This window comes from Aeromonas sp. Y311-2 (genome assembly GCF_027706025.1).
GTDB lineage: Bacteria > Pseudomonadota > Gammaproteobacteria > Enterobacterales > Aeromonadaceae > Aeromonas > Aeromonas veronii.
Genome location: NZ_JAPDCL010000011.1, coordinates 41,595 through 65,160, shown reverse-complemented (window position 1 = coordinate 65,160; position 23,566 = coordinate 41,595). Strand labels below are relative to the sequence as shown.

The 23,566-nt window shown below is 57.4% G+C and carries 26 protein-coding genes; 20 read left to right on the top strand and 6 right to left on the bottom strand.

From position 1 onward, the window contains the following. The first annotated feature begins 17 nt into the window (after nucleotides 1–17). The 5 genes from OKC42_RS12105 (at nucleotide 18) to OKC42_RS12085 (ending at nucleotide 4,212) form a co-directional block, all read left to right on the top strand. Nucleotides 18–755: a transporter substrate-binding domain-containing protein gene (locus tag OKC42_RS12105; protein WP_019445594.1), complete on the top strand. Its 738-nt coding sequence runs from the start codon at nucleotides 18–20 to the stop codon at nucleotides 753–755. 3 nt (nucleotides 756–758) lie between these two features. Next, on the top strand, nucleotides 759–1,409 hold the full coding sequence (artQ, locus tag OKC42_RS12100; RefSeq protein WP_151286211.1) for an arginine ABC transporter permease ArtQ: 651 nt from the start codon (nucleotides 759–761) through the stop codon (nucleotides 1,407–1,409). A 3-nt stretch (nucleotides 1,410–1,412) separates the two neighbouring features. Continuing rightward, on the top strand, nucleotides 1,413–2,075 hold the full coding sequence (gene artM / locus OKC42_RS12095; RefSeq protein ID WP_005348902.1) for an arginine ABC transporter permease ArtM: 663 nt from the start codon (nucleotides 1,413–1,415) through the stop codon (nucleotides 2,073–2,075). Between the two features lie 221 nt (nucleotides 2,076–2,296). Beyond that, nucleotides 2,297–3,232: a malate dehydrogenase gene (mdh, locus tag OKC42_RS12090; RefSeq protein ID WP_069554449.1), complete on the top strand. Its 936-nt coding sequence runs from the start codon at nucleotides 2,297–2,299 to the stop codon at nucleotides 3,230–3,232. A gap of 395 nt (nucleotides 3,233–3,627) precedes the next feature. Next, on the top strand, nucleotides 3,628–4,212 hold the full coding sequence (locus tag OKC42_RS12085; RefSeq protein WP_151286247.1) for a tetratricopeptide repeat protein: 585 nt from the start codon (nucleotides 3,628–3,630) through the stop codon (nucleotides 4,210–4,212). 99 nt (nucleotides 4,213–4,311) lie between these two features. Here the strand turns inward: OKC42_RS12085 and hmpA are convergent, their stop codons facing one another. Then, a complete protein-coding gene (gene hmpA, locus OKC42_RS12080) occupies nucleotides 4,312–5,505 on the bottom strand; it encodes an NO-inducible flavohemoprotein (protein ID WP_270819810.1) in 1,194 nt (397 codons plus the stop codon). A gap of 110 nt (nucleotides 5,506–5,615) precedes the next feature. Between hmpA and OKC42_RS12075 the strand changes: the two genes are divergently transcribed. Then, complete coding sequence (locus OKC42_RS12075) at nucleotides 5,616–6,086, top strand: Rrf2 family transcriptional regulator (RefSeq protein ID WP_005340388.1); 471 nt, start codon at nucleotides 5,616–5,618, stop codon at nucleotides 6,084–6,086. 27 nt (nucleotides 6,087–6,113) lie between these two features. Here the strand turns inward: OKC42_RS12075 and OKC42_RS12070 are convergent, their stop codons facing one another. Then, a complete protein-coding gene (locus OKC42_RS12070; protein ID WP_005348906.1) occupies nucleotides 6,114–7,394 on the bottom strand; it encodes an HlyC/CorC family transporter in 1,281 nt (426 codons plus the stop codon). Between the two features lie 42 nt (nucleotides 7,395–7,436). After that, on the bottom strand, nucleotides 7,437–8,225 hold the full coding sequence (locus OKC42_RS12065; protein WP_005340390.1) for a cytochrome C assembly family protein: 789 nt from the start codon (nucleotides 8,223–8,225) through the stop codon (nucleotides 7,437–7,439). A 202-nt stretch (nucleotides 8,226–8,427) separates the two neighbouring features. Between OKC42_RS12065 and ffh the strand changes: the two genes are divergently transcribed. From ffh to rplS, 5 genes are all read left to right on the top strand, one after another. Next, nucleotides 8,428–9,804: a signal recognition particle protein gene (gene ffh / locus OKC42_RS12060; RefSeq protein ID WP_270819809.1), complete on the top strand. Its 1,377-nt coding sequence runs from the start codon at nucleotides 8,428–8,430 to the stop codon at nucleotides 9,802–9,804. 177 nt (nucleotides 9,805–9,981) lie between these two features. Further along, nucleotides 9,982–10,230 (top strand): 30S ribosomal protein S16, encoded by a 249-nt coding sequence (rpsP, locus tag OKC42_RS12055; protein ID WP_005340392.1) that lies wholly within the window; start codon nucleotides 9,982–9,984, stop codon nucleotides 10,228–10,230. A gap of 24 nt (nucleotides 10,231–10,254) precedes the next feature. Beyond that, the gene (gene rimM / locus OKC42_RS12050; protein ID WP_005340394.1) at nucleotides 10,255–10,776 is read left to right on the top strand and encodes a ribosome maturation factor RimM; all 522 of its coding nucleotides are present in this window, start codon (nucleotides 10,255–10,257) and stop codon (nucleotides 10,774–10,776) included. Between the two features lie 34 nt (nucleotides 10,777–10,810). Continuing rightward, nucleotides 10,811–11,560, top strand: a complete 750-nt coding sequence (trmD, locus tag OKC42_RS12045) for a tRNA (guanosine(37)-N1)-methyltransferase TrmD (RefSeq protein WP_005340400.1) — start codon at nucleotides 10,811–10,813, stop codon at nucleotides 11,558–11,560. A gap of 32 nt (nucleotides 11,561–11,592) precedes the next feature. Further along, entirely contained in the window at nucleotides 11,593–11,940 is a 348-nt protein-coding gene (gene rplS, locus OKC42_RS12040; RefSeq protein ID WP_005313505.1) for a 50S ribosomal protein L19, read from the top strand. A gap of 108 nt (nucleotides 11,941–12,048) precedes the next feature. Here the strand turns inward: rplS and OKC42_RS12035 are convergent, their stop codons facing one another. After that, on the bottom strand, nucleotides 12,049–12,372 hold the full coding sequence (locus OKC42_RS12035; RefSeq protein ID WP_005348910.1) for an isoamylase early set domain-containing protein: 324 nt from the start codon (nucleotides 12,370–12,372) through the stop codon (nucleotides 12,049–12,051). An 80-nt stretch (nucleotides 12,373–12,452) separates the two neighbouring features. Next, nucleotides 12,453–13,127: a DNA mismatch repair endonuclease MutH gene (mutH, locus tag OKC42_RS12030; protein ID WP_270819808.1), complete on the bottom strand. Its 675-nt coding sequence runs from the start codon at nucleotides 13,125–13,127 to the stop codon at nucleotides 12,453–12,455. A 733-nt stretch (nucleotides 13,128–13,860) separates the two neighbouring features. Between mutH and rppH the strand changes: the two genes are divergently transcribed. From rppH to OKC42_RS11990, 8 genes are all read left to right on the top strand, one after another. Continuing rightward, complete coding sequence (rppH, locus tag OKC42_RS12025; RefSeq protein ID WP_005340421.1) at nucleotides 13,861–14,388, top strand: RNA pyrophosphohydrolase; 528 nt, start codon at nucleotides 13,861–13,863, stop codon at nucleotides 14,386–14,388. A gap of 14 nt (nucleotides 14,389–14,402) precedes the next feature. After that, nucleotides 14,403–16,682, top strand: a complete 2,280-nt coding sequence (gene ptsP, locus OKC42_RS12020) for a phosphoenolpyruvate--protein phosphotransferase (protein ID WP_127006948.1) — start codon at nucleotides 14,403–14,405, stop codon at nucleotides 16,680–16,682. Between the two features lie 67 nt (nucleotides 16,683–16,749). Then, complete coding sequence (gene lgt / locus OKC42_RS12015; RefSeq protein ID WP_041201849.1) at nucleotides 16,750–17,574, top strand: prolipoprotein diacylglyceryl transferase; 825 nt, start codon at nucleotides 16,750–16,752, stop codon at nucleotides 17,572–17,574. Next, entirely contained in the window at nucleotides 17,574–18,368 is a 795-nt protein-coding gene (thyA, locus tag OKC42_RS12010; RefSeq protein WP_005340427.1) for a thymidylate synthase, read from the top strand. Before lgt ends, thyA begins: the two co-directional genes overlap by 1 nt. A gap of 223 nt (nucleotides 18,369–18,591) precedes the next feature. Next, the gene (gene nhaA / locus OKC42_RS12005) at nucleotides 18,592–19,782 is read left to right on the top strand and encodes a Na+/H+ antiporter NhaA (RefSeq protein ID WP_270819807.1); all 1,191 of its coding nucleotides are present in this window, start codon (nucleotides 18,592–18,594) and stop codon (nucleotides 19,780–19,782) included. Then, nucleotides 19,779–20,186 carry a hypothetical protein gene (locus OKC42_RS12000; protein ID WP_270819805.1) on the top strand — a complete coding sequence of 136 codons (408 nt, stop codon included), beginning with the start codon at nucleotides 19,779–19,781 and terminating at the stop codon, nucleotides 20,184–20,186. The genes nhaA and OKC42_RS12000 overlap by 4 nt, the downstream gene beginning before the upstream one ends. Then, nucleotides 20,173–21,105: a transcriptional activator NhaR gene (nhaR, locus tag OKC42_RS11995; protein ID WP_005340434.1), complete on the top strand. Its 933-nt coding sequence runs from the start codon at nucleotides 20,173–20,175 to the stop codon at nucleotides 21,103–21,105. Before OKC42_RS12000 ends, nhaR begins: the two co-directional genes overlap by 14 nt. Nucleotides 21,106–21,156: 51 nt before the next feature. Next, the gene (locus OKC42_RS11990; RefSeq protein WP_201908104.1) at nucleotides 21,157–21,459 is read left to right on the top strand and encodes an ArsR/SmtB family transcription factor; all 303 of its coding nucleotides are present in this window, start codon (nucleotides 21,157–21,159) and stop codon (nucleotides 21,457–21,459) included. Nucleotides 21,460–21,508: 49 nt separating this feature from the next. Here the strand turns inward: OKC42_RS11990 and rpsT are convergent, their stop codons facing one another. Then, a complete protein-coding gene (gene rpsT, locus OKC42_RS11985; protein WP_005308808.1) occupies nucleotides 21,509–21,772 on the bottom strand; it encodes a 30S ribosomal protein S20 in 264 nt (87 codons plus the stop codon). Between the two features lie 191 nt (nucleotides 21,773–21,963). Here rpsT and murJ point away from each other — a divergent pair, with 191 nt between their 5' ends. Further along, complete coding sequence (gene murJ, locus OKC42_RS11980; RefSeq protein ID WP_270819804.1) at nucleotides 21,964–23,526, top strand: murein biosynthesis integral membrane protein MurJ; 1,563 nt, start codon at nucleotides 21,964–21,966, stop codon at nucleotides 23,524–23,526. The last annotated feature ends 40 nt before the right edge of the window (nucleotides 23,527–23,566 follow it).

Sequence of the window (23,566 nt, the reverse complement as noted above, 5' to 3'; positions counted from 1 at the left end):
TCGATAAGGAAGCTGTCATGAAAAAGAGTCTGTTGTTGGTTGCTGCCATGGGTCTGTTGAGTACCTCCGTCATGGCCAAAGAGATCAAGTTCGCCACCGAAGCCACCTACGCACCGTTCGAATATCTGGATGACAAGAACGAGTTTCAGGGTTTTGACATCGATCTGGCCCGCGCCATCTGCGAGCAGGCCAAGCTGGAGTGCAGCTTCCACAACCAGGCCTTTGACAGCCTGATCCCCAGCCTCAAATTCCGTCGCTACGATGCTGCCATCGCCGCCATGGACGTAACCCCTGAGCGCTCCGCGCAGGTCGATTTCTCTGACATCTACTACGAGAACTCGGCAGTATTCGTCGCCAAGAAAGGGGCCTTCAAGGGGCCGGAAGAGATGGTCGACAAGACAGTCGGCGTGCAGAACGGTACCTCTCACCAGTCCTATCTGGTGGATAACTGGGTGAGCAAGGGCCTGCTGACCGTACCGTACGCCAGCTACCAGAGCGCCTTCCTCGACATGATGAATGGCCGTACCGACGGTGTGTTTGCTGATACCGCCGTTGCTGCCGATTGGCTGAAGCAGCACAAGGAGTATGCGGTGGTGGGTGCGCCAGTGACCGATGCCAAGTACTTCGGTACCGGCTTTGGCATCGCGGTCGCCAAGGGCAATCAGGAGCTGCTGACCCAGCTGAACAAGGGGCTGGCCGAGATCAAGGCCAACGGCACCTATCAGAAAATCTTCGACAAATACTTCGCGCAGTAAGCCATGTTGAGCCTGTTGTTGGATGCAGCCTGGATGACCCTCGGGCTGGCCTTGGCATCACTGGTCGGGGGCATGGTATTGGCACTGGCGTTTAGTGCCGCCGAGCTCAGCAAGCAGCGTGCGCTGGTGTGGCCGGTGGCCACTCTGACCACGCTGATCCGTGGTCTGCCCGAGTTGCTGGTGGTGCTGTTCATCTACTTCGGCTCGACCCAGGTGCTGTTCCTCATCACTGGCGAGTATGTGGAGTTCAGCCCGTTCGCCTGTGGCGTGCTGGCGCTCTCCCTGCTGTTCGCCAGCTATGCGACCCAGACCCTGCGGGCGGCGCTCAATGCGGTGCCTTCAGGTCAACGGCTGGCGGCGCTGGCGCTGGGTTTGAACAAGAGCAACATCTTCTTTCGCATCGTGTTGCCGCAGGCGTGGCGTCATGCCCTGCCGGGCCTCGGCAACCAGTGGCTGGTATTGCTGAAAGATACCGCGCTGGTGTCGCTTATCGGGGTCAACGAGATGATGCGTCAGGCGCAGATGGCTTCGGCCAGTACCTATGAGCCGTTCACCTGGTATGCCGCCGCGGCCCTCATCTATCTGGCCATCAGTCTGGTGAGTGAATATGGCCTCGGGCTGGCTGCCCGCTACACCCGCCGCTACGGAGGCTAACTGATGCAAGAGTATCTCGTTACGTTGCTGGGCGGTCTTGTCACCACGCTGGAGCTGACCCTGTTCAGCCTGCTGCTGGGGATTGTGTTGGCAGCCCTGATGACCTGGGTGCTGGAGCTGCGCCTGCCGGTGGCGACCCAGCTGGTGCAGCTGTGGGTGCTGCTCTTTACCGGCACGCCGCTGCTCATTCAGATCTTCCTGATTTACTACGGGCCGGGCCAGTTTGAGTGGCTGAAAGCCAGCCCGCTCTGGCCGCTGCTCAAGCAGCCCTGGTTCTGCGCCGTGCTGGCGCTGGGTCTCAACACGGCGGCCTACTCCACCCGGTTGTTCAAGGGGGCGCTCGATGCCATCCCGGCCGGTGAAGTAGAGGCGTGTCGTGCGCTTGGCTTTAACGGCCGCCAGACCTTGTGGATGAAGGTGCGCCATGCCGCCCGTCATCTAGTGCCTGCCTACTCCAACGAGGTGATCCTGGTTCTCAAGGGGAGCTCCCTCGCCAGTACTATCACCATCATGGACATCATGGGGCTGGCGCAGGGGTTGAATGCCCAGACCTACGATACCCTGGCGGTGTTCGGGGTGGCTGGCGGGCTTTATCTGGCGATGAACGGATTGTTAACAATTGGTTTTCGCTGGTGTGAAAAACGGGCGCTGGCATTCCAATCCTGAGACCCTCAGATCTACCTCTTTATGGTAAGGGGAAGTGCAGAAAAACTGTGCTTCTCCTCCAACTTTTTGTATTTCCCTCCAATTTTTGCTCCCGCATGTTTCGTGGCTCACAGAACCCGTGACTGCAACTGTTATCAGATTGTTTTTTATGGGGGGATCCATTAAGGTTGGGCGCACAACAACAAACAACCTTAAACCTACGCTTAAACATGGAGTTGATCATGAAAGTTGCCGTTCTGGGTGCCGCTGGTGGCATCGGTCAAGCCCTCGCTCTGCTGTTGAAAAACCGTCTGCCGGCTGGCTCCGAGCTGAGCCTGTATGACATCGCCCCGGTTACTCCGGGTGTGGCCGTTGACCTCAGTCATATTCCTACCGACGTCGCCATCAAGGGCTTCTGCGGTGAAGATCCGACTCCTGCGCTGGTTGGGGCCGATGTGGTGCTGATTTCCGCCGGTGTGGCACGCAAGCCGGGGATGGATCGCTCCGACCTGTTCAATATCAACGCCGGTATCGTCAAGAATCTGGTCGAGAAGTGCGCGGCCACTTGCCCGAAAGCACTGATCGGCATCATCACCAACCCGGTCAACACCACCGTTGCCATCGCTGCCGAAGTGCTGAAGAAAGCCGGTGTCTATGACAAGCGTCGTCTGTTTGGTGTCACCACCCTGGACGTGATCCGCGCCGAGACCTTCGTGGCCGCTGCCAAAGGGTTGAACATCGACAAAGTACGCGTCAACGTGATCGGTGGTCACAGTGGCGTGACCATTCTGCCGCTGCTCTCCCAGATTGAAGGCGCCTCCTTCACTGCAGAAGAAGTGGCTGCCATGACCAAGCGCATCCAGAATGCCGGTACCGAAGTGGTGGAAGCCAAGGCCGGTGGCGGTTCTGCGACCCTCTCCATGGGTCAGGCGGCTTGCCGTTTCGGTCTCTCCCTCATCAAGGGTCTGCAGGGCGAAGCCAATGTCATCGAGTGCGCCTACGTGGAAGGCAACGGCGAGCACGCCACCTTCTTCGCACAGCCGGTACTGCTGGGCAAGAATGGCGTCGAAACCGTACTTGATTACGGCAAGCTGAGCGCGTTCGAGCAGGAAGCGATGGAAGGCATGCTGGCTACCCTGAAAGCAGATATCCAGCTGGGTGTCGATTTCGTCAAGTAAGCGGGTCAACCGTGCCAACAAGGGAGCTTCGGCTCCCTTTTGTATTGATGAGAGCCGCCCGGCAGGCTAAGGGGATGGGGCTTGGTGCCGATAACAGAGTGCAGCAGGAGATCCTTATGATGAAACCCCTTACCCTTCTCGTTCTTGTCGGTGCATTCACCGCGCCCCTCTATGGTGCCGAGGCGGTATCGGCTGCCGTATCGAGCGATGCGCCTGCAGCAAGTGCATCGGCACCGACAGCAAGCAGTGCTGCGGTGGCAACGGCCCCTGTCTCTGCTGCTACGCCAGCGCCCTCTGAGGCAGTCCCCGTCTTGCTTCCGGCCGAGCCGGTCACACCCGTTGCCAGCAGTGGCGAGGGGGCCGCGCCGCTGCCAAAACCGGCTGAGCCTGCCGCTGTGGTTGCGCCTCCCGCACCTCTGGCCGCAGGCGAGTTGCAGGCGGTGCCGCTCTATCGTCAGGACGAGCTGCTCAACTGGATTGAGCAGGGGCGCCACCTCACTCAGGTGAAGCAGGATCGCTGTCAGCTGACTCAGGATATCGAAGCGCGCGCCTCGGTGATGAAGATCCCGGCCTATCAATTCCTCTGGGGGGATATGCTGGCGTGGGGTGTCTGTACCAAACCCAATGCCGAGATCGGGGTGCAATATATGTGGGAGGCGGCCAATCAGGGTTTGGCGCCGGCGCTGGAGCAACTGGGTCGCTACTACTGGAAAGGAACTTTGGTGCAGAAGGATTTGGTGCGAGCCGAAACACTGATGCGCGAGGCGGCCAGCCTCGGTTTTCTGCGGGCTCGCATCGAGTGGGTCGAGATGCTGTTGCAGGGGATGGGCAGTCCGCTTGATTATGAGGATGCCTACCGTTGGCTCCATGGCGCTGTCATAGGTGACAAGGCGCTGCACCAGAAGGCGGCGAGTCTGCTCAACCGTCTTGGCAACCGGATGCCGGCCAACGTGGTGGCCCGCGCCAAGGCGATGCACTGATCCAAAAAAATGACCCACAGGTCTGCACCTGTGGGTCCGGTTCCAGCCGCCGTGCCATGACAGGCCGGAACCTCCCTCTGTTATATGGCTGCCCGCGCCTTAGAGATCTTGATGGGGGCCAAAAACTTCGTAATGGAGCTGCCCCGTTGGTACCCCAGCAGCCAGCAGCTGCCGCTTGATCTCTTGCATGAAGCCGACAGGGCCACAGAAGTAGTAGTGGGCCTGCGGCGTGATGCGCTCCTTCACGGCAGTCAGATCCATGGTGCCGGCCAGGTCGTAATCTTCGCTCTGCACATCACTGGCCTCCGGCTCCCTATACCAGACCCGGCTCAGCAAGTTGGGATGCTGGCGGGATTTTTGCTGAATATCCTCCCGGAAGGCGTGTACAGCGCCCTGTTCGCAGGCGTGCAGCCAGGTGATCTCGGCCTGATGGCCGCTCGCCAGCAGCTGGTTGAGTATGCTCATCATCGGCGTCACGCCGACACCGGCTGAGAGCAGTACCACCGGGGTCTGGCTGTCGGCTGTCAGGTAGAAATCGCCGGTAGGGGGCATCACCTCGATCTTGTCACCCGCCTGCAGGTGATCGTGCAGCAGGTTGGAGACCTGGCCCAGCGGCTCACGCTTGACGCTGATGCGGTAATCCTGCCCGTTGGGGGCATCGGAGAGGGAGTACTGGCGGATCTCCTGATATTCCAGCTCGGGGTGAACCAGCTTGATGCTGAGGTATTGGCCCGGTTTGAAGGTCAGTACCTGCTTGCCATTTTCCGGCGCCAGCAGGAAGGAGGTGATGAGGTCGCTCTCGGCTCGCTTCTCCTTGATGATGAAGGTGCGGGTACCTTGCCAGCCGCCATCCTGATTGGCCTTCTCCTGATAGATCTCCTGCTCGCGGCCGATGAAGATGTCGGCCAGCACGCCATACGCCTTGCCCCATGCCTCCAGCACCTCGTCGGTGACCGCACTTCCGCCCAATTCTTTGAGCGTGGCCAAGAGATGACTACCTACAATGTGATATTGTTCCGGCTGGATCAGGAATCCGGTATGTTTGTGCGCAATCCGCTCGACCGCACCGGCGAGCGCTCCCAGATTGTCGATATTCTTTGCATACGCGGCGACTGCATTGAACAGGGCCAGCGGCTGGCCGCCACTGCGTTGGTGGGCCAGGTTGAAGATATCTTTCAGCTCAGGGTTATGGCTGAACATCCGCTGGTAGAAGTGCTGGGTGAGGGCAGGGCCTGCCGATTCGAGCAGCGGAATGGTGCTTTTGATGATGGCAACGGTGGTTTGATCTAGCATAGGGCCTCGTTCTAATTAAACATATAAAATGTCATTTAATAAGTGGCATCCTAGATGTTTATTTGATTTGAATCAATACTCCACTTTTCGCATCGCGCTAATCAGGTTTTATGAGACTAACCAGTTATACAGATTTTGGATTGAGAGCCCTGCTCTATCTTGCCACCCTGCCGGAAGGGGAGTTGTCGAGCGTTGCCAAGGTATCGGCCCTGTATGGCGTTTCCCGCAACCACATGGTGAAGGTGGTCAATCAGCTGGTGAAGCTGGGCTATCTGCAATCCCAGCGGGGCAAGAATGGTGGTATTCGCATGGCTTGCGATCCCGCCACCATCAATATCGGGCAGGTGATCAGGGCGCTGGAAGGTAATCTGGACGGCATTGACTGCGGCTCGCCCGCTTGCCACATCGTCTCTGTCTGTTTGCTCAAGAGTGCGCTGAAAGAGGCGATGGATGCGTTTCTGGCGGTGATGGACAGCTATACGCTGCAAGACCTGCTGGCCAACCGCGACGAGTTGCAACGGGTGTTTGGCGAGTTGATCCCGACGCTGGTGCTGGAGCCGGATGATGAAGATGAGCAATAGAAAAGGGCTGCCACTGGCAGCCCTTTTTCAATCTTGCGAATCCGACTCCGCCCGATACGATGCTGGCATGATCCGCGCCATCTTCACCATGTTGTTCTCCACATCGAGGATCTCGATAGGATAACCGGCCAACCGGATCCCGATGTTGGGCTGGGGTATCTCCTCCAGATATTCGAGGATCAGACCGTTGAGGGTACGCGGGCCGTCGATGGGCAGGTGCCAGTTCATCTCCTTGTTCAGCTCACGAATATTGGCTGAGCCTTCGACCAGATAAGAACCATCTGACTGGGGGTGGATCTCGTCGCTCGGCGCTGGCGTCATGGAGGTGGTGAAGTCGCCCACGATCTCTTCCAGAATGTCGTCCAGAGTGATTAGACCTTGAATATCGCCGTATTCGTCGACGATCAGGCCAATTCGCTCCTTGTTGCGCTGGAATTTGGCCAGCTGCACGTTGAGCGGCGTTCCTTCCGGAATGAAGTAGATCTCGTCCACTTCCCGCAACAGACTCGATTTGTTGAACTGGTCCCTGGCTACCAGCCGCAGGGCATCGCGCGCGTGCAAAAAGCCGACAACGTCGTCGATATTGTCGCGATAGAGCAGGATCTTGGTGTGAGCGCAGTGGGCCAGCTGGCGCTGGATGCTCTTCCAGTCATCGTTGATGTCGATGGCGTAGATATCGCTGCGTGGCACCATGATGTCCTCGACCAGCATCTTGTCGAGATCCAGAATGCTCAGCAGCATCTCCTGATGACGCTGGGGGATCAGGTTACCCGCCTCATTGACGATGGTGCGCAGCTCCTCGGTGTTGAGGGAGTCATCCTTGTTGGGATTGATCTTCAGCATCTTGAGCAGGCCGCTGGTGATGCCGTTGATCAGCCAGACCAGCGGTGAGAGCGGCACCATCAGCCCCTTGAGGATCCAGGAGGCGGGATAGGCGATCTTCTCCGGAAACATGGCGGCCAGGGTCTTGGGGGTCACTTCACCGAATACCAGTACCACCAGGGTCAGCCCGAAGGTGGCGATGGCGACCCCGAGATCACCAAACAGCCGGATACAGACGATGGTGGCGATGGCGGAGGCGAGGATATTGACCAGATTGTTGCCGATCAGGATCAGCCCCAGCAGGCGATCGGGGCGGGCGAGCAGTTGCTCGACGCGACGTGCGGCTTTGTGTTTGGTCTGTGCCAGATGCCGAAGTTTGTAGCGGTTGATGGACATCAAGCCGGTTTCGGCACTGGAGAAAAAGGCGGAAAGAAGGATCAAGATAACGAGAACAATCAGTAATGTACTCGTTGAGATGCTGTCCAAAAAGGGCTCCTGTTGGATGGTATGGCTAAAAGAGTATAGGTGTCAGCTCAACAGCACTTCTTTGACGAAGCGACTGCCAAAGTAGGCAAGAGTCAGGATGAAGCTGCCGATCAGACTGAGCGTGATGACTTTGCGGCCGCGCCAGCCATAGGTGTGATGACCCCACAGCAGCAACACGTAGACACACCATGCCAGGATGGAGAGCACTGCCTTGTGAGACTTGCCCTGGGCGAACATATCTTCGAGGAAGAAGAGGCCGGAGGCGATGGAGAGTGTCAGCAGCAGCACTCCCGCAGAGATCAACTGGAACAGCCGTTTCTCCACCGTCATCAGTGGCGGCATGGCTGGCAGATTACTGATTTTTCGAGATTTTAGTTGCTTGTCCAGACAGGCGAGCTGCAGCGCAAACAGACAGGCTATCATCAATACCGAGTAGGCCATCAGGGCGAGGCCGATGTGCAGCAACAGCTGGGGATGGGCCTCCAGATGGGTTATGTAGCGACCCGGGATCAAGGCGCTGGCAGCCAGCAACAGGGCCGAGAAGCTATAGACTACCGGCAGCAGGATCCAGCCGTTGAAGCGGCGGGTTACGCATGTCATGAAGCAACTGATGATGAGGCTGACCAGCGAGGCAACGTTGAGCATGCTCAGGTTCTGGCCGTAACTCTGCAATACCTCTGAACCGAGGGCGCTGGCATGGGCGATCAGGGCCAATCCGATACAGGCAAACAGGGAGCGCTGTCCCACCGGCTTGGCGCTCAGTAACAGATGCAGGGAGGCGATGATGGCCAGCAGATAAAACGCCAGGGCCAGAACAGAGATTACGATCATAACCAGGTCGTTGTTGCACAAGCTTTTGAGGGTAAGAGGGGCAGTATACCTTGCACGAGAAGTGCTCGCCAGTTGTGCAACGGCCGATCTGCCCATATATAGGGAGAAGGTCCCTGCTGCTGCGGTGCGGTGAATAATCGTCCTCGCGCCCGCTCTGGGTTATAATGCCCCCAATTTATTACGCCAAGAACCGGAATCCGTCATGTTTGAGAATTTGACTGAACGACTCTCGCGCACCTTGCGCAATGTCAGTGGCCGTGGTCGCCTGACCGAAGAGAACATCAAGGAAACCCTGCGTGAAGTCCGCATGGCGCTGCTCGAGGCGGATGTCGCCCTGCCGGTCGTGCGTGATTTCGTGGCGCGTGTCAAAGAGCGCGCAGTCGGGCAGGAGGTGGCCAAATCCCTGAGCCCGGGCCAGGCATTCATCAAGATTGTGCACGGTGAACTGGTCACCGTGATGGGGGAGGCCAACGAACAGCTCAACCTGGCTGCCCAGCCGCCCGCCATCATCCTGATGGCCGGTCTGCAGGGGGCCGGTAAGACCACCACAGTTGGCAAACTGGCCAAGCTGCTCAAAGAGCGCAGCAAGAAGAAGGTGCTGGTGGTCAGTGCTGACGTTTATCGCCCAGCAGCGATCAAGCAGCTGGAGACCCTGGCCAGCGACATCGGTGTCGACTTTTTCCCGAGCGATGCCAGCCAGAAGCCGGTCGACATCGCGACCGCCGCCATCGATCAGGCGCGCAAGAAATTCTATGACGTGGTGATCGTCGATACTGCCGGTCGTCTGCACGTTGATAGCGAGATGATGGCCGAGATCCAGGATCTGCATGCCACCATCAAGCCGGTCGAGACCCTGTTCGTGGTGGATGCCATGACCGGTCAGGATGCCGCCAACACCGCCAAGGCGTTCAATGAAGCGCTGCCGCTCACCGGTGTCATCCTTACCAAGGCGGACGGCGATGCCCGTGGTGGTGCTGCCCTGTCGGTGCGTCACATCACCGGCAAGCCGGTCAAGTTTATCGGTATGGGTGAAAAGACCGATGCGCTGGAGCCGTTCCACCCGGATCGCCTCGCCTCCCGCATCCTTGGTATGGGCGATGTGCTCTCTCTTATCGAGGAAGTTGAGCGCAACGTCGATAAAGAGAAAGCGGCCAAGCTGGCCAGCAAGGTCAAGAGCGGCAAGGGTTTCGATCTGGAAGATTTCCGCGAGCAGCTGGCCCAGATGCGCAACATGGGCGGCATGATGGGGATGCTCGACAAGCTGCCCGGCATGTCCGGTCTGCCGGATAACGTGAAAGATCAGATGGATGACAAGCTCACCGTGCGAATGGAGGCCATCATCAGCTCCATGACCCCCAAGGAGCGTGCTCACCCCGATCTCATCAAGGGTTCCCGCAAACGCCGTATCGCCGCAGGCTCCGGCATGCAGGTGCAGGATGTGAACAAGCTGCTCAAGCAGTTCACCGAGATGCAGCGCATGATGAAGAAAATGTCCGGCAAGGGCGGCATGCGCAAGATAATGAGCCAGATGAAGAACATGATGCCCCCCGGTTTCGGTGGCGGTCGCGGTCCGTTCTGATCCGGCCTGCGTGTTGATGGGGGTCTGCAGTTGCAGGCCCCTTTTCATTGCCGCTCTGCGCAAAAAATGGCTGGCTTGGTTGCAATTATTACGAATCCAAGTAGAATTACGCGGCTTATTTTAAGCTAGGGTCCGCGTGTTTGCGGGCCTTGTTCATTAGATGTTAATGAGGACGATATGGTAACCATTCGTTTACAACGTGGTGGCGCGAAAAAGCGTCCGTTCTACCAGGTAGTAGTTTCTGACAGCCGTTGCGCCCGTGACGGTCGCTTCATCGAGCGCGTTGGTTTCTTCAACCCGGTTGCTGCTGGTCAAGCTGAAAAGCTGAACCTGGACCTGGCTCGTATCGAGCATTGGGTTGCTACTGGTGCCGCTGTTTCTGACCGCGTTGCCAAGCTGATCAAAGACGCTAAAAAAGCTGCTTAATCAGCCCAACGGTAAGGAGTTAAGGTGGAAAAACCTGTAGTTCTGGGCACCCTGGGTACCGTTTATGGCATCAAGGGCTGGCTTAAAGTGAACTCCTTCACCGATGTTGCCGAAGCGATTTTCGATTACAACCCCTGGCTGATTAATCAGAACGGGGCGTGGCGTGAAATTCGGGTTTCATCTTGGAAACGTCACAACAAGGGTCTGATTTGCAAACTCGATGGTATCGATGTGCGCGAAGATGCTCTGGCATTGACCAATGTCGAGATTGGCGTACCCGCCGATCTGTTGCCTGCGTTGCCTGAAGGTGAGTTCTACTGGCGTGACCTGATTGGTTGCTCCGTGGTGACCACCAAGGGATACGACCTGGGCAAGGTGACCGAATTGATGGAAACCGGCTCCAACGATGTGTTGGTGGTTGAGGCCAATGTAAAAGATGCCTTTGGTGCAAAGGAGCGGTTGATTCCGTTCCTGGAAGAGCAGGTGATCAAGAATATTGATCTGACTGCTCGAACAATCGAAGTTGATTGGGATCCTGGTTTCTAGTTTCCCGCGCTAACACGGGTGCCGGAGGTTTCTTATGTGGATTGGGGTGATTAGCCTCTTCCCTGAAATGTTCCGAGCCATTACCGAGCACGGGGTAACGGGTCGGGCCGTCAAGAGTGGCCTGCTGCAGATTGAGTGCTGGAACCCCCGGGAGTTTACCCACGATAAACACCGTACGGTCGATGATCGTCCTTATGGTGGTGGGCCCGGCATGTTAATGATGGTTCAGCCGCTGCGTGACGCGATTCATGCAGCCAAGCAAGCAGCGGGAGACGGGGCGAAAGTCATCTATCTCTCTCCTCAGGGACGCAAGCTGACTCAAGCGGGCGTAACCGAGTTGGCGACGAATCAGAAACTGATTCTGGTAGCCGGTCGATACGAAGGTATCGATGAACGCGTGATACAAACCGAAGTCGACGAAGAGTGGTCTATCGGGGATTACGTGTTAAGTGGTGGCGAGTTGCCTGCCATGACCCTGATCGATGCGGTTTCGCGTCTGGTACCCGGGGTTTTGGGCGATCAGGCCAGTGCCGAGCAAGACTCCTTTACGGATGGCTTGCTGGATCATCCCCACTATACTCGGCCGGAGGTGTTGGATGGATTGGCGGTGCCCGAGGCGCTGACAAGCGGCAATCACGAAGTGATTCGACGCTGGCGTCTTAAGCAGTCGCTCGGACGAACCTGGCAAAGAAGGCCGGAACTTATTAACAACCTAGCTCTGACTGACGAGCAAGAATCACTTCTTGCCGAGTATGTCCGCGAAGTGCGTGACAGCGTTAAGTAGAGTTTTCAGTTTATCCTAGGTAAGGAAAGACAATGAGCAAGATTATTCAGCAGCTTGAACAAGAGCAACTGCGTACCGACATCCCGGCTTTTGCCCAGGGCGACACTGTACGTGTTCAAGTTCGTGTTAAAGAAGGTGGTAAAGAGCGTCTGCAGGCTTTCGAAGGCATCGTTATTGCCAAGCGTAACCGCGGTCTGCACTCTGCTTTCACCGTTCGCAAGATCTCCAACGGCGAAGGTGTTGAGCGTGTATTCCAGACTCACTCTCCGCTGATCCACAGTGTAGAACTGAAGCGTCGTGGTGATGTTCGCCGCGCCAAACTGTACTACCTGCGCAACCTGTCCGGCAAAGCTGCTCGTATCAAAGAGAAGCTCAACTAATTCGGTTCGAATTGGTGTCGGTATGTCGGCGAAACGCTCGACAGGTAGTGAAAAGGCTCGCCAATGGCGAGCCTTTTTTGTATCCGTCTATTGGCTATCTGGGAGCCGTTACTGGATGACCCGAACTACCGAGTTGTCTCGCCCGAAAGGGCCAGGCACATAGTCATCCGCTGCCCAGTCATTCTCGTAGAGGGTTTCCCCTGCCGGAGTGATGAGCTGGTAGCAATATTCAAAGTACCCCGGGCCGTCGGTCGGCAGATTGAGGGTGGCTTTGAACTCACCGCTCTTCATGCGCTTCAGCTCGACCGGTTGCCACTGGGTGAACTCGCCGATCAGCATCACCTGCTCCGCCCCTGCTGCTGCCTCTTTCTCTACGGCAAAGGTCACCTTGACCTCGGGCTTGGACTTCAAAAACTGTTTGATCAGTGGCATGACGCCTCCTTGTCTGTGAGTTAAAAATGGCTCCTGTCTATTTTTATACCACCATATGACAAAGATGTTGATAAGGCAGATCAAGTCGGCAAGGCAAAATAGCGTTGCAGTAGACTGTGGGTGAAGTCGATCTTGAGATAGAAGCCGCGCGGCAGGGTCATGATGGGTTGACCATCGCGGCCGATGGCGCGAGTCAGCGCCTTGTTGTTGGCCGCCTTGGGCCGCAGTTGCATCACCTGGCCGTGGCGTGCGCTGATCTGCTCCACTTCTCCCAGTACTATCATGTCCATCAGCTCCTCCCAGTCCTGACGCAGTAGCCGATCTTCCTCTTCATTCGGGCTCCACATCAGCGGCATACCGACCCGCCGCTCGCCAACCTGGATCTCCCGGCTGCCTTCCACCGGGATCCAGAGCACCCGGGAGAGCTTGTTGCGTACGTTGGACTCCTCCCAGCGCTGGCCGCTGACGCCGATCAGCGGGGCGACGCAGACGAAGGTAGTCTCCAGCGGTTTGCCTTGAGGATCCACGGGGATCGTCTTGAGTTCGATCCCCAGCTCCGGGAAGTCCTGCTCCGGCTTGCTCCCTGCGCTGGCCCCCAGTTGCAGCTCGATCAACTGACCGACCCACCCCTTGTCACGGCGCAGGTCTTTGGGCACAGCGACGCCAGCCTCGGCGGCCAGCTGCGCCAGCGTGAAGCCGGCCATGGCATAGGCGCGGCTCAATAACTCCTGCTCGGATTGGGGATTGCTTGGCATAGTTGGCTCCATCTTGCTCGCCATATTCTAACAGGGGAGGATCCCGAGAAGGATCGCTGTTTTTATAACCGATCCTGAGTGGATAAGATCAAATGCAGAGAATTTGGAGGCTATCAGCTCATCATTATGATTTTAAAGGGTTTTGTCTGTTTTATCGAGCAGTAATCCAGGTCTGGTTTGACCTCGAAATAGTTGTCCAAGGGTTTGTGCATGATGTTACACACAGTTATCCACAGAAATCTTGGATAAGTGGATGAAAGTGGTTGGAGTCGCTGATATGTTACAAAAAATTGTGAATGCCACCCCATTTTTACAGGGTAAACGGGGTAGATATTGTGCCACTCCTGTGGATAATTTCGCCGCGGTGGATCTTTGAGCAGTTGAACTTGTTCACAATCCGGATCATGGATCTGACTCTTGGGGTAACATGGATCTAGATCCAGTTGTTTTATCCCAAGTTTATAAAAAATAATGATTTTTTATATTTTATGTCGCGTGATGAGACGGAGAGGCACTTTTCGCGTACAGTTAAAAAGTACTGTATATACCCGTTTGCTAACAGCTTTATGCACAGCCTGGGTGGGCAACTTGGGGGCGCGGATCCTTGGATTTGTTTATAAGTATGTTTGAAATCGAAAGTTATTCATGAAACAGGGGATTCACTCCTTGTTTGCTGCCACGGAGTGAATGTGGAACAATCTCCTTATAGATTCAGCCTTTATAAGGTGATCACGTGATTGATGGCGACGGATTTCGTCCCAATGTCGGTATCGTGATCTGTAACCGTGAAGGACAAGTGTTGTGGGCTAAACGCTATGGGCAGCACTCCTGGCAGTTTCCGCAGGGGGGGGTTGATGATGGTGAAACGCCAGAGCAGGCCATGTATCGAGAGCTGTACGAGGAGATTGGCCTCAAGCCCGAAGATGTGACCATCATGGCCACCAGTCGTAACTGGCTAAAGTACCGTTTACCCAAACGTCTTGTCCGCTGGGACAGTTCACCGGTCTGTATTGGCCAAAAACAAAAATGGTTCCTGTTACAGCTGAATTCGGGCAAGGAGTCGCGGATCCAGTTTGGCTGTCATGGCCATCCCGAATTTGACGACTGGCGTTGGGTCAGCTTCTGGTACCCGGTGCGTCAGGTCGTCTCGTTCAAGCGGGAGGTTTATCGCCGGGTCATGAAAGAGTTTGCCCCGCTGGCGATGCCAGTGCCGGCAGTGCAGGTCAACAAGAAGGATGGGCGGCGCAACCGCGCCCGTTAAGGAGCACAGATTAGTTGTTAACGGAACTGAGACGTATCGTCGAGAGCATGGCCGAGGCCAATACCCTCGAGCAGGCCTTGCAGGCATTGGTGAGCCAGACCCGGCACGCCATGGTAGTGGACTGCTGCTCCGTCTATGTCTCGGAACCCGAGGTGCGCCGCTATCGTTTGGCGGCTACCGACGGCTTGGCCCCGTCCGCGGTGGGCAAGGTGACCCTGCCCTACGAGCAGGGCATCGTCGGTCTGGTCGGTCAGCGGGAAGAGCTGATCAACCTGGCTGATGCCCCCGCGCATCCCAGTTTCAAATTCCTGCCCGATGTGGCCGAAGAGGCGTTCCGCTCCTTCCTCGGCGCACCCATCATGCATCAGCGTCAGGTGGTCGGCATTCTGGTGGTGCAGCAGAAGGAGAGTCGCCGCTTCGATGAGGGGGAAGAGTCCTTCATGGTCACCCTGGCGGCCCAGCTGGCGGCGCGGATTGCCCAGGCGCAGGCCAAGGGGTGGTTGCAGAAGACCGACTGGAGCAAGCCGCTGCGCGGTATTGCCGGTGCCAGCGGCATCGCCATGGCCAAGGCCTGGGTGTGGCGGCCCCGCAAGGCGCTCTCGTCCATTACCCCGCGCAAGGATGAAGACCATGCCAGCCAGCTGGCGCGGCTGGAGCTGGCGGTTGAGGAAGTGCGGCACGACTTGGAGAGTCTGGCGCTGCGTTTTCGCGAGAGCTACAGCCAGGATTCGGTGGCGATCTTCGATATCTACCTCCATCTGCTGAACGATCCCGGTTATATCAAGCCGATCCGCAACAAGGTGAGCAAGGAGCACTGGACTGCGGTCTCTGCGGTCAAGCTGATCAGCGATCGCTTGATCGAGCAGTTCAAGGGGATGAAGGATCCCTACCTGCAGGAGCGTTCCACCGACGTGAAGGATATTGCCCAGCGGCTGATCAGCCGACTGGTGCAGAATGAACCGGAACATATCTCCATCGGTGAGCCGGTGGTGCTGGTTGCCGATGAGGTGACCGCCACCATTCTGGCAGAAGTACCTCGCGAGTATCTGACCGGGGTGGTCTCGCTCAAGGGGGGAACCAACTCCCATGCGGCCATTCTGGCCCGCGCCATGGGGGTGGCCGCCATCATGGGGGTCGATCTGCCCCTTGGTGACATCGGTGGTCGCATGCTGGTCGTCGATGGCTACAGCGGTGATCTCTTCATCGAGCCCAATCAGGTGATCCTGACCGAGTATCGTCAGCTGCTGAGCGAAGAGCGGGCGCTCGATACCCTGGTGCGCAGCGTCGACAACCTGCCATCCGAGACGGCCGACGGCACCAAGGTCTCCCTGTTGCTCAACGCCGGTCTCAGCGCCGATACCGAGATCTCCCTCAACCAGCTGGCGGACGGGGTGGGCCTCTATCGCACCGAGATCCCCTTTATGCTGCAGGAGAGCTTCCCCTCAGAGTGGGAGCAGACAGCCCGCTATCGCGGCATTCTGGAGACCTACCGCAACCGGCCGGTCTGCATGCGGACGCTGGATGTGGGCGGCGACAAGCCGCTACCCTATTTCCCCATCGTCGAGGAAAACCCCTTCCTTGGCTGGCGGGGGATCCGGATCACCCTGGATCACCCCGAACTGTTTTTGGTGCAGCTCAAGGCGATGCTGCGGGCCAGCGAAGGGCTGGACAATCTGGCCATCATGCTGCCGATGATCAGCAGCGTTAGCGAAATCAAAGCCTCCCGTCGTCTGCTGGATCAGGCGTGGCGAGAGGTGTCGGAAGAGGCGGCGAGCCGCGATGCAGTGATCCGCTACCCCAGCCTCGGGGTGATGATCGAGGTGCCATCAGCCCTCTTTATCTTGCCGGAGATGGCGCCGCTCATCGACTTCTGGTCGGTGGGCAGTAACGACCTGACCCAGTACCTGCTGGCGGTGGATCGCAACAACTCCCGGGTTGCCAACATCTACGATGCCTTCCATCCTGCGGTGATCCGCGCCCTGCAACAGCTGGTTGATGCCTCCCACCGCTACCAGAAGCCGGTGTCGGTCTGTGGCGAGCTGGCCGGTGATCCGGTCGGTGTACTGTTGCTGCTTGCCATGGGCTATCGCCGCTTCAGTATGAACACCCACAACATCGCCCGGATCAAGTACGTGCTGCGTCAATCCACCCTGAGCGAGTTGACCGAACTGATGGCCGATGGCCTCAAACATGACAACCCCCACGTACTGCGCGGCCTGTTCGCCCGCTATCTGGAGGAGCATGGTTTGGGCGGTTTGCTGCGAGCCGGTCATAAATCGAAACAGAGTGATTGATAATCATGCCTTGTCCCTGCTGACGAATGATCGGAAAATGCGGCTTTTATTTTGACTGGGGCCGCATATGCAGCACGATGGATATTGGGTTTTCTCGCAGATTGATCCCGTAGCATTCAGTTTGGGACCACTATCGGTACGCTGGTATGGTCTCATGTACCTGTTCGGTTTCGCGTTTGCCATGTGGCTGGCTGGCCGTCGCGCCGATGCACCGAACAGCGGCTGGACCCGCAACGAGGTGTCGGATCTGCTGTTTTACGGCTTCCTCGGGGTGATCCTCGGTGGCCGTGTCGGTTACGTGCTGTTCTACAACTTCGATCTCTTCCTCGCGGATCCCACCTACCTGTTCAAGATCTGGACCGGCGGTATGTCGTTCCACGGTGGTCTGATCGGAGTGATCACCGCGATGATCTGGTTTGCCCACAAAACCAAGCGCCACTTCTTCACCGTGGCCGACTTTGTGGCACCGCTCATTCCGTTCGGTCTCGGCGTTGGCCGGATCGGCAACTTCCTCAACGGCGAGCTGTGGGGGCGGGTCACCGATGTGCCCTGGGCCATCATCTTCCCGGAGGCGGGTCCCGAGCCGCGTCATCCCTCCCAGCTCTACCAGTTCGCACTGGAAGGGGTGGTGCTGTTCATCATCCTCAACCTGTTCTGGCGCAAGAATCCGCCGCGCGGCGCCATCTCCGGCATGTTCCTGCTGTTCTACGGCCTGTTCCGCTTCCTGGTGGAGTTTGTGCGCCAGCCGGACAGCCAGCTCGGTCTCTACTTCCAGGAGATCAGCATGGGCCAGATCCTCTCCACCCCGATGATTATCGCCGGTGCCCTGATGATTTGGGCTGCCTACAAGCGTCCGCAGTTGTTCGGTAATGCCATGAAGGAGGCGAAATAATGCGAGCTTATCTCGACCTGATGCAGAAAATTCTCGATGAGGGCACCGTCAAGTCAGACCGTACCGGCACCGGTACTGTCTCCCTGTTCGGCCATCAGATGCGCTTCAATCTGGCGGAGGGGTTCCCGCTAGTGACCACCAAGAAGTGCCACCTGCGCTCCATCATTCACGAGCTGCTCTGGTTCCTCAATGGCGATACCAATACCGCCTATCTGAAGGAAAATGGCGTCAGCATCTGGGATGAGTGGGCCGACGAGAATGGCGATCTGGGGCCGGTGTACGGCGCGCAGTGGCGCTCCTGGCCTGCGGCCGACGGCTCTGTCATCGACCAGATTCAGAAGGCGGTGGATGACATCAAGCACAACCCTGATTCGCGCCGCATCATCGTATCCGCCTGGAATGTGGGCGAGCTGGACAAGATGGCGCTGGCTCCCTGCCACGCCTTCTTCCAGTTCTATGTGGCGGACGGCAAGCTCTCCTGCCAGCTCTACCAGCGCAGCTGTGATGTGTTCCTCGGCCTGCCGTTCAACATTGCCAGCTACGCCCTGCTGACCCACATGATGGCCCAGCAGTGCAATCTGGAAGTGGGTGACTTTGTCTGGACTGGCGGTGATGTGCATCTCTACTCCAACCACATGGAGCAGACAGCTCTGCAGCTCTCCCGCGAGCCGCGCCCGCTGCCGACCTTGGTGATCAAGCGCAAACCTGACTCCATCTTCGATTACAAGTTCGAGGATTTCGAGATCGAGGGTTATGACCCCCATCCCGGCATCAAGGCGCCCGTCGCCATCTGATAGCAAGGCGCCTCAGGGCGCCTTTTTTATGCAGTTAAATAATTGAAAATTCATTTTATTGATTAATAAGACGGTAGCCAGAGACGAGGAAAAACCTGCTTATAGCAGGTATGTTCTATTTTGCTTTCGGTTTTTTCGTTGTATTGAGCAGCAAGAAACGATTTTCCATTGGTTGTTGCAAGGGATAGACTCAAACCAAAGCAATACGGTGGAAAATTTAACCATGAGTGACGTAATCAAAAAGTTCCTGAAGCTGGAGGCCGCCTCCGGAATTATTCTGATCATGGCTGCCATGCTGGCAATGATTTTGGCCAATACCGCGCTGGCTGGCGGGTATCAGGCATTTCTCGATACGCCGGTGCAGGTGCGCATCGCGGCCCTCGACATCAACAAGCCGCTGCTGCTCTGGATCAACGATGGCTTTATGGCGATCTTCTTCCTGCTGGTTGGTCTGGAAGTGAAGCGTGAAATGCTGGAAGGGGCGCTCTCCTCTCGGGTGCAAGCGACTTTTCCGGCCATCGCGGCGGTGGGCGGCATGCTGGTTCCGGCCTTGATCTACGCCTTTTTCAACTATTCGGATGAAGTGGCGCGCGCTGGCTGGGCGATCCCGGCTGCGACCGACATCGCCTTTGCCCTCGGGGTGATGGCGCTGCTCGGCAAGCGGGTGCCGGTGAGCCTCAAGGTATTCCTGTTGGCGCTGGCCATCATGGATGACTTGGGTGTTATCATCATCATCGCGCTTTTCTATACCCAGCAGCTGTCGCTGGAGGCGCTGGCCATCGGTATTCTGGCAACCCTCACCCTGCTTTGGATGAATCGTCGTGGTGAGGACAGGATCAGCCTCTACATGCTGGTCGGTCTGGTGCTCTGGGTTGCGGTGCTCAAGTCTGGTGTCCATGCGACCCTGGCGGGTGTGGTGGTGGGCTTTATGGTTCCGCTTAACGGCAAGCGTTATGCCTCGCCGCTCAAGTATCTGGAGCACAAGTTGCACCCCTGGAGTGCCTATCTGATCCTGCCGCTGTTTGCTTTTGCCAACGCTGGGGTATCGCTGGAGGGGATTGGTCTCTCCTCCCTGCTGAGTCCGGTACCTATGGGGATCATGCTGGGGCTGTTTATCGGCAAGCCGCTCGGGGTGTTCACCATCAGCTGGCTGTCGGTCAAGCTGGGCATCGCCCAGTTGCCGCCCGGGGTCAACTTCAAGCAGATTTTTGCGGTCAGCATCCTCTGTGGCATCGGTTTCACCATGTCGATGTTTATCGCGTCGCTCGCCTTCGAGCACGGTGGGCTGGATTACGGCAGCTACTCTCGCCTCGGGATCCTGGTGGGCTCCACCATGGCGGCGGTAGTCGGCTATCTGGCCTTGCGCATGGCCCTTCCCAAGGGTGAAGGGGAACAGAGTACGGAGGGACTATGAAGCTGCATACAGGGTTGTTGATGCTGTTGTTGAGCCCCGCGGCATGGGCCGGCGGGTTGGAGGATTGCAAACAGAACGCCGCCTCGGCGAACTGCTCTGCCTATCTGAACGGAGTGGTCGATAGCGCCCTGCTGCTGGGGGACAAGCAGGCCAAGGCGCGCTTTGGCGAGACCTTCTCCGAGCGGGCGCTGAGCAGCCGGGCTGGCGAGATGGTAAAGCGTTCCAACAAGCGTTATTGCGCTGACCGGATGCCTGACAAGGCACGCCTCAAGGCCAGTCTGATGGAGCAGTTTGGCGCGAACAAGGTTGACTCGGTCAGCGACATGTATGACATTCTGGCGGTTGAACTCAGCTGCTACCGGAGTCCGCGTCAAGCGGGAACCCCATCGGATGTCACACCTTAACTACAACCATCTCTACTATTTCTGGATGACTCAGAAGAAGGGCTCCGTTACCCAGGCAGCGGAAGCCCTTTTTTTGACCCCGCAGACGGTCACCGGCCAGATCAAGCTGCTGGAGCAGCGCCTCGGTGGCAAGCTGCTCAAACGCAAGGGGCGCTCCCTAGAGGCGACCGAGCTGGGCCAGCTGGTGTTTCGCTATGCCGACAAGATGTTCAGCCTCTCCTACGAGATGCTCGATATCGTCAACTACCGCAAGGAGAGCCAGATCCTGTTCGACGTCGGCATTGCCGATGCACTCTCCAAGCGCCTTGCAAGCCGCGTGCTGCTCTCCGTCATCCCCAATGATGGTTCCATCCATCTGCGCTGTTTTGAATCTACCCACGAACTACTGCTGGAGCAGCTGAGCGAGCACAAGCTCGATATGATCCTCTCCGACTGTCCAGTAGACTCCAGCCAGCATGCGGGGCTGCTCTCCAAGCGGTTGGGCGGCTGTGGCGTCAGCTTCTTCTGCAAGGCGCCGCTGCCTGAAAAGCCCTTTCCTGCCTGTCTGGAAGAGCGCAAGCTGCTGATCCCCGGTCGCCGTACCGCCATGGGGCGTCAGCTGACCCAGTGGTTCGAACAGCAAGGTGTCTCCCCCAGCATTCTTGGCGAGTTTGATGATGCCGCCTTGATGAAGGCGTTTGGCTTCTTCAATCAGGGAATCTTCATGGCTCCCACCATCTATCGGGAGGAGATCCTCGAGGGGGAGGGGGTGATGCTGATCGGGGAAACTCAGGATCTGATGGAGGAGTATTACGTCATCTTCGCCGAGCGGATGATCCAGCATCCGGCGGTGAAGCGGGTCTGCGAGAGCGATTTTACCTTTCTCTTTTCCGGCCAGGAGAACTTCTCCGCTATCCAGCCGGCCACCCTGTCGTTTTAAAACGGCCCGTCACCACGTATCATCGGCGATGAGTGGTAGAGGAGAGATGTGATGCAACTTGAAGAGATGGAAGCCAATGCGAGTAAAGCGGTGGCCTTGCTCAAGGCGCTGGCTAACGAACGGCGGCTGTTTATTCTGTGCCAGTTGCTGGAGCGTGAACTGTCGGTGGGGGAGCTCAACGAGCGATTGGGATTGAGTCAGTCGGCCTTGTCACAGCATCTGGCCCTGCTGCGGCGGGATGAGCTGGTAACGACGCGCAAAGAGGCCCAGACGGTCTACTATTCGCTGCACAGCCATGAGGTGCGTGAAATGATCAGTTTGCTGCATCGACTTTATTGCAGCGCAGATAAATAAAAAACCGGCACTAAGGCCGGTTTTTTCAGCTTTGATCAGCAGAAGCTGATTAAGCCATAGCTTTGATCTGGGCAGACAGGCGGCTCTTGTGACGAGCAGCTTTGTTCTTGTGGATCAGGCCTTTGGTCGCCATACGATCCATGATCGGCTGAGCAACAGCGAAAGCGGCAGTCGCAGCAGCTTTGTCGCCAGAGGCGATAGCAGCAATGACTTTCTTCAGGTAGGTACGGGTCATGGAACGACGGCTGGCGTTGTGCTGACGGCGTTTTTCTGACTGAAGAGCGCGCTTCTTAGCAGATTTGATGTTAGCCAAGGTAAAACTCCTAAAACTGTCTTAGCGAGTGTATTGAAAAGGCCCGGAAATATGCCCTTCCAACCACATATTGTCAAATGATTTGTGCAAATAAACACCGCCTCCCGGTGGTGTGTCAGTAGGGAGACGGTTAAACTGTCGGCCGATTCTAGCAGCATTCTTTTCATTCTGACAGTTCCAGAGGCCTCGTCTTGAGTAAGAAATTGATCAAATCCGGCATGATAGTGTCCGGAATGACGCTGGCATCCCGCGTAATGGGCTTGGTTCGCGATGTAGTCATCGCAAATCTGCTTGGTGCCGGGGTGGCCGCCGACGTCTTCTTTTTTGCCAATCGCATTCCCAACTTTCTGCGCCGTCTGTTCGCCGAAGGTGCCTTCAACCAGGCCTTTGTTCCCGTGATGACGGAGTACAAGAAAAATGGCGACGAGGGGGAAGTGCGTGAATTGCTGGCCGCAGTGGCGGGTACGCTGGGGGGGATAGTAACTGTGGTCACCCTGCTCGGTGTGCTGGGGTCTGGTGTGCTGACCGCGCTGTTTGGCTGGGGCTGGTTCTGGGACTGGCTGCACGGCGGCCCTGCGGCCGAGAAGTTCGAGCTCGCCAGTCTGATGCTCAAAATCACCTTCCCTTACCTCTGGTTCATCACCTTTACCGCCATGGCGGGGGCTATCCTCAACACCTTCGGCCGCTTTGCGGTCTCGTCGTTTACGCCGGTGTTTCTCAACATCACCATGATTGCGGCGGCCTGGTGGATTGCGCCACTGATGGACAAACCGGAGATCTCGCTGGCGATTGGTGTCTTTTTGGGCGGTTTGGTGCAGTTTTTGTTCCAGTACCCCTTTTTGCGCCAAATCAACATGCTGGTATGGCCCAAATGGGGATGGAATCACCCGGGGGTGGTGAAGATCCGCACACTGATGATCCCGGCCCTGTTCGGGGTCTCGGTCAGCCAGATTAACCTGCTGGTCAACACCATGCTGGCTTCATTCCTCGCGACCGGTGCCATCAGTTACCTCTACTACTCTGATCGCCTGCTGGAGTTCCCCCTCGGTCTGTTTGCAGTGGCCATCAGTACCGTGATCCTGCCTGCGCTGGCGAAGAAGCATGTGGATGCCGATCCGGCGGACTTCTCCCGCACCATGGATTGGGGGGTGCGGATGGTGATGCTGCTCGGTCTGCCTGCCATGATAGGCATTGCGGTGATGCGCGAGCCGATTCTGCGGGTGTTGTTTATGCGCGGCGAGTTCGGCCTGCATGAAGTGGCCATGTCGAGCGCCAGCCTGCTGGCCTCCACTACCGGTCTGCTCTCCCTGATGCTGATCAAGGTGCTGGCGCCCGGTTACTACGCCCGTCAGGACACCAAGACGCCGGTGCGGATCGGGGTGATGTCGATGATTGCCAACATGGTCTGCAACCTCATCTTCATCTACCCGCTCGGTTACGTGGGGCTGGCGCTCTCGACCGCCTGCTCGGGTACTCTGAATGCGGCTTTGCTGTTCAAAGGGTTGTACCAGCAGAGCGTCTATCGTCCCTCCCGTCATGCCGGCGTGTTCTGCCTCAAGCTGCTGGTCGCCAGCGTGCTGATGGGAGGCGTGCTCGCCTATCTGTCGCCGGATCTGGCCCAGTGGGGCGCATGGAGCATGGGCAAGGCCAGTTTGCAGCTGACCATGCTGCTGTCGCTGGGGGCTGCGGTCTATGCCGTGGTGTTGCTGCTGCTGGGCATTCGGCCGCGTCACCTTAAATCGGGGCAGCAGTAGCCGTGATCCTGCGGCGCCATGGGGATAGTGCCTCATGGCG

Coding starts and splice junctions, on each gene's coding strand:
- OKC42_RS12105 (WP_019445594.1), top strand. CDS start 18: ATGAAAAAGAGTCTGTTGTTGGTTGCTGCCATGGGTCTGTTGAGTACC.
- artQ (WP_151286211.1), top strand. CDS start 759: ATGTTGAGCCTGTTGTTGGATGCAGCCTGGATGACCCTCGGGCTGGCC.
- artM (WP_005348902.1), top strand. CDS start 1,413: ATGCAAGAGTATCTCGTTACGTTGCTGGGCGGTCTTGTCACCACGCTG.
- mdh (WP_069554449.1), top strand. CDS start 2,297: ATGAAAGTTGCCGTTCTGGGTGCCGCTGGTGGCATCGGTCAAGCCCTC.
- hmpA (WP_270819810.1), bottom strand. CDS start 5,505: ATGCTAGATCAAACCACCGTTGCCATCATCAAAAGCACCATTCCGCTG.
- OKC42_RS12075 (WP_005340388.1), top strand. CDS start 5,616: ATGAGACTAACCAGTTATACAGATTTTGGATTGAGAGCCCTGCTCTAT.
- OKC42_RS12065 (WP_005340390.1), bottom strand. CDS start 8,225: ATGATCGTAATCTCTGTTCTGGCCCTGGCGTTTTATCTGCTGGCCATC.
- ffh (WP_270819809.1), top strand. CDS start 8,428: ATGTTTGAGAATTTGACTGAACGACTCTCGCGCACCTTGCGCAATGTC.
- rpsP (WP_005340392.1), top strand. CDS start 9,982: ATGGTAACCATTCGTTTACAACGTGGTGGCGCGAAAAAGCGTCCGTTC.
- trmD (WP_005340400.1), top strand. CDS start 10,811: ATGTGGATTGGGGTGATTAGCCTCTTCCCTGAAATGTTCCGAGCCATT.
- rplS (WP_005313505.1), top strand. CDS start 11,593: ATGAGCAAGATTATTCAGCAGCTTGAACAAGAGCAACTGCGTACCGAC.
- OKC42_RS12035 (WP_005348910.1), bottom strand. CDS start 12,372: ATGCCACTGATCAAACAGTTTTTGAAGTCCAAGCCCGAGGTCAAGGTG.
- mutH (WP_270819808.1), bottom strand. CDS start 13,127: ATGCCAAGCAATCCCCAATCCGAGCAGGAGTTATTGAGCCGCGCCTAT.
- lgt (WP_041201849.1), top strand. CDS start 16,750: ATGCAGCACGATGGATATTGGGTTTTCTCGCAGATTGATCCCGTAGCA.
- thyA (WP_005340427.1), top strand. CDS start 17,574: ATGCGAGCTTATCTCGACCTGATGCAGAAAATTCTCGATGAGGGCACC.
- nhaA (WP_270819807.1), top strand. CDS start 18,592: ATGAGTGACGTAATCAAAAAGTTCCTGAAGCTGGAGGCCGCCTCCGGA.
- OKC42_RS12000 (WP_270819805.1), top strand. CDS start 19,779: ATGAAGCTGCATACAGGGTTGTTGATGCTGTTGTTGAGCCCCGCGGCA.
- nhaR (WP_005340434.1), top strand. CDS start 20,173: ATGTCACACCTTAACTACAACCATCTCTACTATTTCTGGATGACTCAG.
- OKC42_RS11990 (WP_201908104.1), top strand. CDS start 21,157: ATGCAACTTGAAGAGATGGAAGCCAATGCGAGTAAAGCGGTGGCCTTG.